Below are 13,554 nucleotides of genomic sequence, written 5' to 3' on the forward strand. Positions count from 1 at the left end.
GGTCCGCTATGCGGGAGCGGGAATAACCGACGAGCCCGTCGATCAGGGGACGATGTCCCCCGCGTAGCGACGGCCGTCGAGGTAGGGCCAGGCGTTGGCGACGCAGCCTTCCAGGCCGTACGTCTGCTGTTGCATCACCGGAGCGGGCTCCCCCGGGCCGGGGCACGCCTCGTGGTCCTCGCCGAACTCGTGACCCACCTCGTGGTTGATGACGTAGGTCCGGTAGGTGTCCAGGGAGGCGCCGTAGTCGGGGACTGCCTCCATCCAACGGGCCAGGTTGATGATGACCTGACCGGGCAGGCGACAGGAGGTGTAGCGCTCGGTGGTCAACCCGCCCTCCGCGCACATCCGCTCGGAGGTGACCGGGGTGGCCAGGTAGATGGTGAAGTCGGCGTCCTCCGGGTCGGCCACCCGTTGCACCCGCAGCTCGTCGGAGGCGATCCAACTGCGCGGGTCGGCCAGCACCTCGTCGACAGTTGCGGCGAAGACGTCGGGGTCCTGGCCGGCGTCGCGTTCGACGACGACCCGGTAGCGGCGCAGCGGACCGTCAGTGCCGTGCACGGGGGTCTCGCCGTCGGCGGCGGTGAAGCGTCCCGCTCCGACCGACGGGTAGCTGGTGGGCGCCGGGTGCGCTGCCACCCCACCGCCGTGACCCATTCCGCCCTGGGTGGCGGCCGGCGGCTCGACTGCCGGCTCGCCGCCCCGGCTCACCGTCACGCCGATGGCCGCGGCGAGCACGAGCAGGCCGAGCAGCATGCTGCGGCGACGCCGTCGGCGCATCCGAACGAACGTGGGACGCGCATCCCGCCGCGCCGACCGGTGATCGGGCGGCCGGGCCGGGCCGTAAGGGGACGACGGCGTCATACCGTCGAGCCTGCCAGATTATTCGGGCGTTTAACCGTTTTTATCGCTATTGCCGCAAGATGCCCGATCGAGACTGATATTGGCGAGTCGGACCGATCGCCTCAGAGCGCCGGGCCGGCGTGCCGACGCCCGTTGAGATACGGCCACGGGTTGGCCCGGCACCCGTTGAGGAAGAGCGTCTGCTGCATCATCACCGGCGCCGCCCGACCCGCACCGGGGCACCGCTCGTGCCGATGCCCGAGCTGGTGGCCCACCTCGTGGTTGACCACGTACGTGCGGTAGACCGCCAGCGGCACACCGGCCGAGACGAAGTGCGGCACCGACAACCGCCACCGATCCAGGTTGATGATCACCTTGCCCGGTGCCCGACAGGACGTGTACGGCCGGCCGTTGATCCGGATGTCCACCCCACCCTGTGCGCACATCCGCCCCGCGGTCCGGGCGGTCGCCAGGTAGACGGTGAAGTCACGAGGCGCAGCCCCGGGCACCTGCTGAAGCCGCAACCTGCCGCTGTCGACCCAACTGCCCGGCCCGGCCAGTGCCACCTGGACCGCATCGGCGAACTCGGCGGCGTCCTCGGCGCTGCCCGACTCCACAGCGACCCGGTACCGCCGCACCTCACCCGCCCGACCCAGCACCGGGCCGGAGCGCGCGTCATAGCCGAACCTGCCCGTACCGGCGCTCGGAACCGGCCCGGGCACCCGCAACACCGGCGACGGACTGGGCGAAACCACGTCGACGGGCGACGGGTCGGCCGACGGCGGCAGCGGCCCGGCCACCAGCGGGGCAGGCGTACCCACCTCCTCCGCGGCCAGCCGTTCACCACCGGGTTGCCCGCCCCGCCCTTCGGCGACCACCGTCACCGCCGCACCGACGGCCACCGCCACCGCCACCAGTTGGGCGAGCAACGCGAAACGCCGTCGACGGCGCACAGGGTGGCGGGCTGAGCTGGGCATCCGGGTCAGCCTGCCAGATCAGAGCGCCCCACCGCGTCCTCCGTTTCGGCGAGCAGGCCGACCACCGCGCGGGCAACCAGCCGGGGAACCTCCAACTGCGCCACATGGCCGACACCGTGGAGCATCATCAATCGGCTGTCCGGAATGACACGGGCGGTCTGCGGCGCCACCCGCACGTCGACAAGGCGGTCCTGCCGGCCGCCCACCACCAGGGTCGGTGCGCGTACCGCCGCGGCGAGGCGCCACAGCGACCCCGGCCCCGGCAGGTACGCGCGCAGGAAGCTGGCGACCAGCCCACGGAACGTCCGGACGTACGCGGCGGCGTAGTGCTCGGCCTCGTACCGCACCCGGATCTCCTCCAGCGCCTCGGCCCGACGCTGATCGCAGATCCGGCTGAGGTCGGCGACGCACGCCTCCAGCACCTGCTGGGCCATCACCTCCGGCGCGAGCTGGGTGAGGTGCCGGGCGACCAGCCGTTCACCACGCGGAATGGCGAGCACCGGCAGCATCCGCCCCTGCAACGAGCGCCGGAAGTCCAGGAACGGCAGCGCCGGGGAGATCAATGTGAGGGTGCGGACCAGGTCCGGCCGGAGCCCGGCGACCTGGACCGCGACCGCGCCGCCCAGCGAGTTGCCGAACAGGTGCACCGGACCGCGACCGGAGTGCTCGATCCAGCGGACCACCAGATCGGCGAAGGCCGGAATCGTGTACCGCGGGCCCGGCTCGCTCCGGCCGAAGCCGGGCAGGTCGATGGCCTGACCGTCCAGTCGGTCGGCGAGCAGCCCGGCCAGGTCCGTCCAGTTCTGCGACGACCCGCCCAGCCCGTGCACGTACAGCGCCGGCTGCGCGCCAGCGGCGGTGGCCGGGGTGTCCCGCACGTACGTGACCCGGCCGTCGAGTCGGACTTCCCGGCCCGGCCACGGCGGCGGGACGCGGTCGTCGGGGAGCAGGTGGTCCGGCCAGAGGGTGGCGCGTCTCATTGCTCCAGTCTGCCCCGGACCACTCAGGACAGCAGCGCCTCCAGCCGACGGTTGACCGCCGCCAACGTCGCCCGGACCACCGCCTGACGGGGATCACCGGCGACCAGGGCCGACCCGGCGAGCTGCTCGACCCAGCCCTCACAGACCAGCAACGCCACCACGGTGGCCACCTCGCAGTTGCCGAACGGCACCACCGCCGCGTGTTCGACGAAGCAGCGCCCCCGCTCGGCGTTGTCCGCGCCGCGCAGCAACTCGTCCACGGCGGCGGCCGCCGCCACCGCGCAGAGCCGCAGCACGTAGCCGTCCACCGCCGGCCCGGTGGCGTACCCGGAGGCGCTGTCGGCCCCGGCCAGCAGCCGGACCTCGACGTTCGCGTCCAGGCCGAAGGTGCTGACCTGCACGTGGTCGATCACCACCCGGGGCCCCGGGACGCCGCCGGTCTCCAGCGGCCGGGACGGCGCGGACTCCGTCGTGGTCACCTGACCACCGGAGTACGACGTGCCGAGCGTCGCCGGGCTACCGGTCGCGGCGCCGGCCGGCGCGGCGGAGACCGATCCGGGTTCCTCCACCGTGGCCCGGCCCCGGTGCGGAGCGTTCGACCGCCGCCGACGCGTCGGGTCCGTGCTGGTCCGCTGTTCAGGGCCAGCCGGCGCGGCCTCGGACCGACCGCCGGTCGGGCGGGCGGCCGTCGGCGACGTGGCCGCCCGAACCTCGCCGGGATCACGCGCGGCAGCGTTCTGCGTTTCCGGGGTACGCCGCTCAGCCGGTCGGGGTTCGGCAGCGCGGCGGCGCACCGGCGGAGGCGGCGTGCTGGGCAGGCCGGGCACGTTCTGCGGGGCCGCGGCCAACCCCATCCGCTCCTGGAGAAGCCGGGCCACCTGCCGGCTCACCTCGGCCGGGTCGGCGCCGTCGGCCAGGTCCAGTCGCAGGCTGTGCGCCCCGGCCGGGGTACGGCGCAGGGCCGCGTCGCGGACACCTGCCACCTCCCGGACGGCGTCCAGGATGGCGTTGACATCGAACCCCTCGGGGCGCTCCCGCAACGGGGCTGGCTCGTCGTCCCGACGCAGGTGGGTGGCGATGCGGGCGAGTTCCGGGGTTTCGGCGGGGGGCTCCACGGCTGGCGGCTCCGGCACGACGGGCACGTCCGGTTCCGCGGGGACGCGCTGCGGCAGCACCACCGCGCTCGGGGCCGACTGCCGGCCGTCGTCGGCCGGCGACGTCGGGTCCGGGGCGGATCGTCGCGCCGCGTACGGAGAGACGGACGACGGTGCGGGCTGACCGGTGCGGCCGGAACCCTTTTCGGCGGCGGGCGGTGTGACGTCTTTCGAGGGCAGGTCGCTGGCGGGCGCGGCCGGCTGGGGCGACTCGACGGACGAGGGACCGGGCTCGGGTGTCGCCGGCCGGAGCCGGAACGGGGCGGTCGGCCGGGTCTCGGGCCGGGACCGACCGGGCGGCTCACCGCCGTCGCCCGCACCGGTGCTGGCCGCTCGACTGGCCGGCCAGGATGGGCGTTCGACAGGGGTCGCGGGGAGCCGGCCCTCGGACCAGTCCGGCCGCTCGGTTCGGGAGCTGCTCGCGGCGGGCGAACCGCCGGTCCAGGACGGGCGCTCCGCCACCAGCGACGGGCCGGCCGGGGCCGGTGGCGCGTCGGTCAGCGTGGGAGGTGGCCCGGCCGGTGCCGGCGGCGGGCCGGCCGGTGCAGCGGCCGGCGCGTCGACTGACGGGTCGGCCGGTGACGGGCTGGCGGCCCAGGAGGGCCGCGTCGACGGCGAGCTGGCCGGTGCCGGATCGGACCCGCCGGCCCAGGACGGCCGCGTCGACGGCGCGCTGGTCGTGGGCGGTGGGGACCCGCCGGCCCAGGACGGTCGTACCGGAGGCACGCTGGTCGCCGCCTCGGACCCGCCCGCCCAGGACGGCCGCACCGGCGGCGCACCGGGTGGCGTCGGATCGGAACCTCCGGCCCAGGAGGGCCGTGCGGGCGGCGCGCTGGTGGGGTCGGGGTCGCCCCCACCCGCCCAGGACGGAGGGTCGGCCCGAGGTCTGCCGGTCGCCCCGGACGCCGCCCAGGACGGCCGGTCGGCGGGCGGACCGCTGGTCGGCGTCGCACCGCCGCCAGCCCAGGACGGCCGGTCGGCGGGTGGCGCGTTCGTCGGTTCGGCGGGGGGCTCCGGCGCGGACTCGGACTCGCCCCGGCCGGGTTCGTAGCCACGGCCTGGATCGGCGCGCACCGGCTCGTACGGACGGGGCACCTCGGCGCGCACCGGCTCGTACGGCTGGTTGGGCTCGGCGACCCAACCCGGCGCCGACTCGTCCCGGGCTGCCGGGCCAACGGACTCGTCGTCCTGGCGGGACCAGGGCGGGGCCCATCCCCCACCCCAACTCGGACGGTTCCAGCTCGGCCCCGACCAGTCGGGCTCGATGGCCGACGACTCCCCGGCCCGGTGCGCGTCCCCGGGACGGTGCGGGTCCCCGGGACGGTGCGGGTCGGCCGGCCGGGCAGCCTCGGCAGCGCGACCGGGCTCGCCGTCGTCGGCCTGCCCGGCCGGGCCCGGGGTGCGTCCCGAACTCGCCGCGTGGTCCGGTGCGACCGGGTCCCGCCAGTCGCGTGGCGCGGTCGGGCTGTCGTCGGCGGCCAGCCGCTCGACGGTCGGCGCGTGGAAGCCGGGCGGCACCTCGAAACCCGACGCCGCGGTGCCGACGGGAGGCACCTGGACGGCAGGTGGGGCCGAGGTGGGCAGGCCGGGTTCGGCCCAACGGGCCCGGTGCGCGGCGGCCGGATCGACGGTGGGGTGCGGGGCGGGACCGGTGTCGGGCTCGGCGACACCCTGCTCCGCCGACGGCGCGGGACGCTGGGCGGGCACCACGAGCCGGTCGCTGGCCGCCCCGGGGCGACCCTCGGCGGGCAGCCCGGGCGGGGCGCTCACCGGCGTGGGGCGTCCCGCTGGCGGTTCGAGACCGGGGAGGTGGACGCCGTTGACGTCGTCCGGGGGGTGCACGCCGTTGACGCGGTGGCCGTTGGCGCGGGCCGGCGGCTCCGGGTCGTCGGGGCGTCCGACCAGCGGCGATGGCAGATCACCGTGTCGTGCCGAGGCGGCCCGCCAGCCCGACGCGGGGTCGGGCTGCCAGCGCGGCGCCTCATCCCGGGCGTCCTCGCGGTCGGCGGCCCGGGGCCATCCTCCCGCCGGTGGCGCCCACCCGCTGACGGAACGGCTCGGGTCGTCGTGCTGACCCGCTCCGTCACCGTGCTCTCCCGGGGTGGCGGCTCCGGGTTGCCCTGTTTCACTCACCGCGCGCTCCTTGGTCGCCCCCGCTGAGGCTACCGTGTGCCGAGAGTGGCGATAAGTTACAGCGGCGGGCCATTTCCACAACGGAGGTCACGGGCCTCGCCCGGTCTGGGGGGAAAATGCCGGCTCGTACGGAGAACTCGGAGGATCCCATGACCGCTGCGGGGAACGGTGCACAGACCGCTGGCCGGCCCACCCGCCTGCCCCGCTCCGCGCGTCGTAAGCAGCTTCTCGCTGCGGCGCAGGAGGTGTTCGTCGCGCAGGGCTACCACGCCGCCGCGATGGACGACATCGCCGAGCGGGCCGGGGTCTCGAAGCCGGTGCTCTACCAACACTTTCCCGGAAAGATGGATCTCTACCTGGCGCTGCTCGACACGCACTGTGACGCCATCGTCGCTCAGGTGCAGGAAGCGATGCGCGGCACCAGCGACAACAAGGAGCGGGTCAGCGCGTCCGTGCGGGCGTACTTCGACTTCGTCGACCACGAGAGTGAGGCGTTCCGGCTCGTCTTCGAGTCGGATCTGCGTAACGACCCGGCGGTGCGGCAGCGGGTGGAGCGGGTCGAGCAGGGCTGCATCGCGGCGATCACCGACACGATCATCTCCGACACCGGGGTGAGCCGGGCACACGCCGAGTTGCTCGCCTCCGGGCTGGTCGGGGCCGCGGAGACGGCCGCGCAGTTCTGGCTGGCCGGCGGGCGGCAGGTGCCGAAGGCCGAGGCCGAGGCGTTGGTGGCCGCGCTGTCGTGGCGGGGCATCGCGAGCTTCCCGCTGCAAGGTGAGTCAGCCTGACCGTCGACCCCGTGATCGGATAGCCTTCGCAGGGCGGTTCTTTCGCCCCAGTTGAGGAGGCACAGTGGAGGTCAAGATCGGCGTGCAGTACGCGCCGCGCGAGCTGGTTCTGGACAGCGCGCAGTCGCCGGCCGAGATCGAGCAGATCGTGACCGACGCCTTCGCCGGCAACGGCGGCACGCTCTCCCTGACCGACGAGAAGGGCCGGCGGGTCATCGTTCCCGTCGAGAAGGTCGCCTACGTCGAGATCGCCGAGGCGTCGCCCCGGGCGGTCGGGTTCACCGTCCGCTGACCGGGCCGGCCATCGCGGCAGGTCGGCGTCCGGCCCACCTGCCGCAGGCCGGCACCGACCCGACCAGCCGACGCTCAGGCGTGCGCCGAGCGGTCGACCGTTCAGTTGTTCAACCCGGCGGCGGTCATCCGTGCGGTGTGCGCGGCGGTGAGCCTGCCGAACAGCCCCGGCACGTCGACCCGGCCGTCCCGTGCGATCAGCGCGGTGAGCGTGGCCCGCTCGGCGGCGACCCGGCCGGCCTGGGACAACGCCTCTCCGACCAGCCGTCGGGCCCACATCGAGAGCCGACCGGCCACCCGGGGGTCGTCCGCGACGGCCAACCTGATCTCCGCCGCGGCGAAGTCCGCGTACCGCAAGTCGTGCAGGACGTCCAGCACCAACGCCCGCTCCGGTTCCGCCAGCGCGTCGGCGATCTCGCGGACGAAGTCGTCGGTGATCGCATCACCGACGTACGCCTTGGTGACCACTTCCGCCCAGTCCCGCGGCTCGGTCGAGTCGTGGTACGCCTGCACCGGCTCGACATAGGGTGCCATCGCGTCCTCCGGCGGTACGCCCAGTTCGGTGAGCCGGTCGGCGAGGCGTCGGTAGTTGGCGATCTCGGCCGCGGCCATCTCGTTCAGCGCGGCCCGGCGGCGCAGGTCGGGAGCGAGGCGGGCGTCGCCGGCCATCCGCTCGAAGGCCAGCAGCTCGCCGAAGGCGACGAGACCCAGAAGATCGACGACGGCAAAGGCGGACACGAGCGGCAGGCTACCGGGCGCGCGCCCGCGCCGGCCCGATCGATCATGAAGCCGCGGTGCGCGTCGTAACCGTTTTCGCCAACTTCGCACCTGATACGACTCCCACCCGACTCTGCGGGGGCGGGGCGAACCAGGTCAGTCAAGCCGTGATGCAGGTCACATTTACTTGCCCCGCGTGGCGGATGGCCGCCCGGGAATCGGGACGCAGGCATGCCTGTTCAGGTAACATGGAGCAGTTGCCGTGGGCGCCGATCTGATCGAAGCTCAGCCTGCGGCGCGCGTGCGGCCCGGTCCAGCTCGGCAATCTGCCGCCGACCGTGTGGCCCGCGTCATACCGAACGCGCCCTGAGGACAGGACGGGCGCACCCACGAGAGGGCACCCCCACATCCACATGAGCGACCTGACTCAAGATTTGCTGGACGGCCAGGAACTGGCCCCCACCGCCCCGGTCCGACCGGAGGCCCCCACGTTCGCCGCACTCGGCGCCCGCGCCGAGACCGTCGAGGCGCTGGCCTCGGCCGGCATCACCCGCGCCTTCGCCATCCAGGAGTACGCGATCCCGATCGCGCTGCGCGGCGTCGACCTGATCGGGCAGGCACCCACCGGCACCGGCAAGACCCTCGGCTTCGGCGTTCCGCTGCTCGACCGGGTCTTCGCCCCGAGCGAGGGCAGCGACGGCGTCCCGCAGGCGCTGGTCGTCGTCCCCACCCGTGAGCTGGGCATCCAGGTTGCCAAGGACCTGGCCGCCGCTGGCCGGACGCGCGGCGTCCGGGTGCTGCCGATCTACGGCGGCGTGGCGTACGAGCCGCAGATCGACGCGCTGCGCAAGGGTGTCGAGATCCTGGTCGGCACCCCCGGGCGACTGATGGACCTGCAGAAGCAGAAGCACCTGCGGCTCGACCGGGTGCGCGCGCTCGTCCTCGACGAGGCCGACCGGATGCTCGACCTGGGCTTCCTCGACGACGTCGAGAAGATCCTGGCGATGCTTCCGGAAGACCGGCAGACGATGCTCTTCTCGGCCACCATGCCGGACCCGATCGTCACCCTGTCGCGGCGTTTCCTGCGCCAGCCGATGACGATCCACGCCGGGCACACCGCCGAGACCGGCCCGTCGCCGCAGACCCAGCAGCTGGTCTACCGCACCCACTCGATGAACAAGGTCGAGGTGGTGGCGCGCATCCTCCAGGCGGAGGGGCGTGGGTTGACCATGATCTTCACGCGTACCAAGCGGGCCGCCGACCGGGTCGCCGAGGACCTCGACTTCCGTGGGTTCGCGGTCGCCGCGGTCCACGGTGATCTCGGCCAGGGTGCCCGCGAGCGGGCCCTGCGGGCCTTCCGGGCCGGCAAGATCGACATCCTGGTCGCCACCGACGTGGCGGCCCGCGGGTTGGACGTCACCGGCGTCACCCACGTCATCAACTACGACTGCCCGGAAGACCAGGACACCTACACCCACCGGATCGGTCGTACCGGCCGGGCCGGCGCGACGGGTGTCGCGGTGACCTTCGTCGACTGGGACGACATGCCGCGCTGGCGGATCATCGACAAGACCCTCGGTCTGGAGATGCCGGAGCCGCCGGAGACGTACCACACGTCGCCGCACCTCTACACCGACCTGCACATCTCCACCGAGGTCAGCGGCACGCTGCCCACGGCCGAGCGCACCCGGGCCGGGCTGTCCGCCGAGATCGAAGAGGACCTGGGTGGGACGACCCGCTCCCGCCGGGGCGACAGCGGCGGCCGAGGCTCCCGACGCGGTGAGAGCCGTGGCGAGGGTCGCGGCGAACGTCGCGGGCGGGGCGATGGTCGCCGCGACCGCCCCGACGCCGGCACGCCGGCCGCCGCCGACGCACCCGCTGTCGACGCCGCCGAGGAAGGCACCCGTACCCCCCGCCGCCGGCGTCGCCGCCGCGCCGGCGAGGTGGTCGCGGGCGAGACCACCGCGGTGATCTCCGCCGACTCCGGCCCCGCCGAGCCGACCACCGCGTCCGACGGTGAACCGTCGAAGCCGCGCCGCCGCCGACGCCGCCGTGGTGGCGGTTCCGGTGCGGGTACGCCGGCCGAGGCGACCGCCGACTGACCACCAGCCACACCTGACATCCCCCGCACCGCCTCGCGCGGCGTGGGGGATGTTCCCGTCTCCCACCCCGCCTGCTGAAGATGGAACGATGCCGCAACCACTGGACGCCGCCCTGACCGAGGTTCGGGCGCTGCTGCTCGACCCCGCGCTGACCCGGGCGGTCGCCGCCGGTCGCCGCCGCGGACGTCGCCCCACCGTCGAGCGGGCCGAACTGCGGCCGGTGACGCTGAAGGCCGGGCCCCGGATCCAGATCACCACGTCCGACGGCGCTCGCCCGTACACCCGCAACATCGCCTCCGGTCCGGAGGCGGCCGCGGCGGTCGACGAACTGCTGGCCGAGCCGTTCGGCAACTGGCACGTCGAGACGGCCGACGCGACGCTCCAGCTGCGGGTGACCAAGTCCGGCGAGGCGCAGGTGCACCGGGCCGCGACGTCCCGCCCGGCGGCGACGCCGACCGGAAACGACCGGACGAAGGAGTACCTGCTCGACCCCGGTGACCCCATCTTCGCCGAGATCGGCGGCTCGGCGGCCAAGCGCCGTCAGGTGGACGCGTTCCTGCGGGCCCTGGCCGCGACCCTGCCCGACGACCTGACCGGCCCGCTACGGGTGGTCGATCTGGGCTGCGGCAACGCCTACCTGACGTTCGCCGCGTACCGCTACCTGACGAGTCGAGGGCTCGGCGTCCAACTGGTCGGCGTGGACGTCCGCGAGGACCAGCGGCGGCGCAACACCGAGTTGGCGCAGCGGCTCGGCTGGGCCGACCAGGTCAGCTTTGTGGCCGGGACGATCGCCGACGCCGTCGTCGACCCCGCCCCCGACCTGGTGCTCGCACTGCACGCCTGTGACACCGCCACCGACGAGGCGTTGGCCCGCGCGGTGCGCTGGGAGGCCCGTTGGGTGCTGGCCGCGCCGTGCTGCCACCACGATCTGGCGAAGCAGCTGCGCGCCCACCCCGCCCCGGCCCCGTACGAGCTGCTGACCCGGCAGGGCATCCTGCGCGAGCGGTTCGCCGACGTGCTCACCGACGCCCTGCGCGCCGGGCTGCTGCGGCTGCACGGGTACCGGACCGAGGTGGTGGAGTTCGTGGACTCGCAGCACACGCCCCGCAACCTGTTGATCCGCGCACGTCGTACCGGTGCCGGGGCGACCGGGGCGCAGCGCGCGGAGTACCGCGAGCTGGTGGACCAGTGGCAGGTCGCCCCGCGACTGGAGACCCTGCTGGCCGCCGACGAGGCGTCCGCCTCCTAACGCCGTCCCGGCTCGCTAACGCCGACGGTCCCGGCCACCGTCACGCTCGCCGGCACCACGGTCGTGGACCGACACCCGGTCGGCGCCGGGCCGACGGGCGCTCCGCTCCCCGTCGCCCGGCGCGATCGGGAATGGTACGACCCTGCCCCCGCCGGCCTCGGCGTTGCCGGCTGCCGCGAAGGCGTTCCAGGAGATGTCCACCAGCAGCTTCTTCACCTCGGCGTGCCGGACGGCGGCGTTGTGTTGCAACGCCATCCGGGCACCGAGCACTACCGCGACCAGCGTGGTGGTGATGGTGCCGGTGGCGGCCAGCACCTGCAGTCCGGTAGCGGAGTCGGTGCGGAGCACCAGGACCAGCAACCAGATCCAGAACGCGGCCGCGAAGACGCCGGCCTTGGCGACGAAGAAGAGGCTCACCGCACCAGGCTGGTACGGCTGGGGGCGACTCGGTTCGGCCATGGTGCTCCTCGGCGGTGGTCCGGTCGGACGCGGCAGGCAAAGACCCATGTCGGGACGGGGACCGAGCCTAAACGAGAACGATGATGATCGCTGGATGCAATTTTCGTTCTGCACACACGCATGCAGAGAAAAGTCTCATCCACGGGACAGTTTGTGCGGTCAGTCAATTGTTTCCGGCTGTGGGCGTACTACCCTCGAAAGGCGCATCGTCCCGGTGCTCCGGCGGGAGGGGAAGACACACAGGGATGGGATCAGCCGAGGTATCACCGCAGATGGCCTTCGCCCGCTTCGTCCGGCGCGCCATCGATGACGCTCGTGACGAACGTGGCTGGACCGTGACTGATCTTGCCTCGCACACGGGCGTGGGACGCTCCACAGTGTTCCGCTGGCTGGCCGGTGACTGGCAGGACTATCCCGAGTTGGCCAAGGTGCGCGGTTTCTGCGCCGCCCTGGATCTGCCGGTCGCCGCCGCGTTCCGCGCGCTCGGGCTGCCCGACGCCGGCCCCGCACCCCGCCGACGCCACGACGACGGCCCGGTCGAGGCCGACGTCCGGGCCATCCTCGACCGGCTGGCCGACCCCACGGTCCCCGCCGAGGAGAAGCACCACATCCGCGACCTGCTCCGCTACCTGGCCCGCCGCCCCATCCGCCGAGCCGGCTAACCCCACCCCACCCCTCCCCCTTCGGAGGGCGGTGGGGCGGGGATGGGTGGGATTAAGGGGTGGTGAGGGTGAATTCGGCGGTTTGAACTTTGTCGTTCACCTGGAAGTCGAGGTAGAGGCGGTAGCGGCCCGGGCCGGGGATCGTCAGCCAGAACTTGATCTGACCGTCCACCAACTCGGTCTCCGGGTGCACGTGCAGGTAGCCGAGATCGCCCTCGCGCAACGCCACCAGGTGCCCGTACGCCCCGAGGTAGCGCTGCAGTGCGGCGGCACCACCACCAGCACCGTCGACCCGGAAGGTCAGCGGCACTGTCGTCCCGGCCTGCGGGGTGCCCTGGAAGCTCACGGTGAAGCCGTCCACCGTCGTCGAGGTGGCCGGCCCCGGCACGGGACGGGGTCGGTAGTCGCCGGGCGCGACCAGGTCCGTGCCGAGGGTCACAGCGGTCTGGGCGCCGTCGTCGGCAACCACCGTGAAGTCGGCGTACGCCCGCCAGACGCCGGGCTGCGGGAGGGTCAACGGAACCGACCAGGTGCCGTCCGCCGCCATTGTCGGGTGCAGGTGCTGGTAACCGGTCAGGTCCCGCCGGACGACGATGAGGTGCATCGGCTTGTCGTGCACGATGGCGAACCGGGTGACCGGCCGGCGTTGCGCGTCGCGCACCTGGAAGCGCAACTGACCGGCGCGACCCGGCGCGAACTCGGTGCCCAGAGGGGCCAGGGTGAGCCCGGCCGAGCTGACCGCCAGACCGCCCGCCTCGGTGGGCGCGCCCTGATCGGCGCCCGTGGCGGAGCCGTGGTTGTGCGGCGCGACACCCGGCGGATCGGTGTGCTCGGCCGCCAGCGACGGGCTGCCGGTGGTGGTGCCGGTGGCGTTGAGCCGGCCGAGGCCGAAGCCGAGCAGCACCGCGAGCACCAGCCCGCCAACCACCAGCGCCAGCCGGAGAGTGCTCCGGTCCGGCCCGGCGGGAACCTCGTCGATGACCGGAGCCGCAGACACCTGGTCCGGGACCGGCACCGCGGAGAGCTGCTCAGGCACCGCCAGCGCCCAGCGGGTGGCCGGCGGTCACGTCAATGACGGCGTCGACGCCGCGGGTGACGGGCTGCTGGTCGGTCATGCTGCCCACGTTACCGCCGCCGGCGGCAGGGCCAGGCCGACGCCCGGACGGCGTGGCGACTGTCGCATTCACCGGTGCCCGGGA

General features: G+C 73.8%; 11 protein-coding genes and 1 pseudogene. 5 read left to right on the top strand and 7 right to left on the bottom strand.

Translation table 11 applies throughout. The features are described from left to right. Nucleotides 1-42: 42 nt before the first annotated feature. The 4 genes and pseudogenes from AB0C03_RS09205 to AB0C03_RS09220 form a co-directional block, all read right to left on the bottom strand. Nucleotides 43-864 (bottom strand): DUF3152 domain-containing protein, encoded by an 822-nt coding sequence (locus AB0C03_RS09205; RefSeq protein ID WP_210864776.1) that lies wholly within the window; start codon nt 862-864, stop codon nt 43-45. Between the two features lie 101 nt (nt 865-965). Next, a complete protein-coding gene (locus AB0C03_RS09210; RefSeq protein ID WP_357635721.1) occupies nt 966-1,820 on the bottom strand; it encodes a DUF3152 domain-containing protein in 855 nt (284 codons plus the stop codon). A 5-nt stretch (nt 1,821-1,825) separates the two neighbouring features. After that, nucleotides 1,826-2,800: an alpha/beta fold hydrolase gene (locus AB0C03_RS09215; RefSeq protein WP_030329799.1), complete on the bottom strand. Its 975-nt coding sequence runs from the start codon at nt 2,798-2,800 to the stop codon at nt 1,826-1,828. 23 nt (nt 2,801-2,823) lie between these two features. Next, nucleotides 2,824-4,482: pseudogene (locus AB0C03_RS09220) on the bottom strand (hypothetical protein); the annotation flags it as partial. Between the two features lie 1,754 nt (nt 4,483-6,236). On the opposite strand from AB0C03_RS09220, the gene AB0C03_RS09225 reads away from it, so the two are divergent. Both AB0C03_RS09225 and AB0C03_RS09230 read left to right on the top strand, forming a co-directional pair. Continuing rightward, complete coding sequence (locus AB0C03_RS09225; protein WP_030329797.1) at nt 6,237-6,875, top strand: TetR/AcrR family transcriptional regulator; 639 nt, start codon at nt 6,237-6,239, stop codon at nt 6,873-6,875. A gap of 64 nt (nt 6,876-6,939) precedes the next feature. Beyond that, nucleotides 6,940-7,167 (top strand): DUF3107 domain-containing protein, encoded by a 228-nt coding sequence (locus tag AB0C03_RS09230; protein ID WP_030329796.1) that lies wholly within the window; start codon nt 6,940-6,942, stop codon nt 7,165-7,167. 101 nt (nt 7,168-7,268) lie between these two features. On the opposite strand, the gene AB0C03_RS09235 is transcribed toward AB0C03_RS09230, so the two are convergent. Then, a complete protein-coding gene (locus AB0C03_RS09235) occupies nt 7,269-7,904 on the bottom strand; it encodes a ferritin-like fold-containing protein (RefSeq protein ID WP_357635725.1) in 636 nt (211 codons plus the stop codon). A gap of 392 nt (nt 7,905-8,296) precedes the next feature. Here AB0C03_RS09235 and AB0C03_RS09240 point away from each other — a divergent pair, with 392 nt between their 5' ends. Both AB0C03_RS09240 and AB0C03_RS09245 read left to right on the top strand, forming a co-directional pair. Next, on the top strand, nt 8,297-9,985 hold the full coding sequence (locus AB0C03_RS09240) for a DEAD/DEAH box helicase (RefSeq protein WP_357635728.1): 1,689 nt from the start codon (nt 8,297-8,299) through the stop codon (nt 9,983-9,985). Between the two features lie 88 nt (nt 9,986-10,073). After that, a complete protein-coding gene (locus AB0C03_RS09245; protein ID WP_357635731.1) occupies nt 10,074-11,234 on the top strand; it encodes a class I SAM-dependent methyltransferase in 1,161 nt (386 codons plus the stop codon). 15 nt (nt 11,235-11,249) lie between these two features. Here the strand turns inward: AB0C03_RS09245 and AB0C03_RS09250 are convergent, their stop codons facing one another. Further along, nucleotides 11,250-11,693, bottom strand: coding sequence for a hypothetical protein (locus tag AB0C03_RS09250; protein WP_210864781.1), 444 nt, complete (start codon nt 11,691-11,693; stop codon nt 11,250-11,252). 245 nt (nt 11,694-11,938) lie between these two features. Here AB0C03_RS09250 and AB0C03_RS09255 point away from each other — a divergent pair, with 245 nt between their 5' ends. Next, the gene (locus tag AB0C03_RS09255; RefSeq protein ID WP_030329791.1) at nt 11,939-12,355 is read left to right on the top strand and encodes a helix-turn-helix domain-containing protein; all 417 of its coding nucleotides are present in this window, start codon (nt 11,939-11,941) and stop codon (nt 12,353-12,355) included. Nucleotides 12,356-12,407: 52 nt separating this feature from the next. Here AB0C03_RS09255 and AB0C03_RS09260 read toward each other — a convergent pair whose 3' ends face one another. After that, on the bottom strand, nt 12,408-13,391 hold the full coding sequence (locus AB0C03_RS09260) for a DUF8832 domain-containing protein (protein WP_435823365.1): 984 nt from the start codon (nt 13,389-13,391) through the stop codon (nt 12,408-12,410). Nucleotides 13,392-13,554: the final 163 nt, after the last annotated feature.

Source organism: Micromonospora parva (assembly GCF_040649675.1).
Lineage (GTDB): Bacteria > Actinomycetota > Actinomycetes > Mycobacteriales > Micromonosporaceae > Micromonospora > Micromonospora parva.

Coding starts and splice junctions, on each gene's coding strand:
- AB0C03_RS09215 (WP_030329799.1), bottom strand. CDS start 2,800: ATGAGACGCGCCACCCTCTGGCCGGACCACCTGCTCCCCGACGACCGC.
- AB0C03_RS09255 (WP_030329791.1), top strand. CDS start 11,939: ATGGGATCAGCCGAGGTATCACCGCAGATGGCCTTCGCCCGCTTCGTC.
- AB0C03_RS09240 (WP_357635728.1), top strand. CDS start 8,297: ATGAGCGACCTGACTCAAGATTTGCTGGACGGCCAGGAACTGGCCCCC.
- AB0C03_RS09210 (WP_357635721.1), bottom strand. CDS start 1,820: ATGCCCAGCTCAGCCCGCCACCCTGTGCGCCGTCGACGGCGTTTCGCG.
- AB0C03_RS09250 (WP_210864781.1), bottom strand. CDS start 11,693: ATGGCCGAACCGAGTCGCCCCCAGCCGTACCAGCCTGGTGCGGTGAGC.
- AB0C03_RS09225 (WP_030329797.1), top strand. CDS start 6,237: ATGACCGCTGCGGGGAACGGTGCACAGACCGCTGGCCGGCCCACCCGC.
- AB0C03_RS09205 (WP_210864776.1), bottom strand. CDS start 864: ATGACGCCGTCGTCCCCTTACGGCCCGGCCCGGCCGCCCGATCACCGG.
- AB0C03_RS09245 (WP_357635731.1), top strand. CDS start 10,074: ATGCCGCAACCACTGGACGCCGCCCTGACCGAGGTTCGGGCGCTGCTG.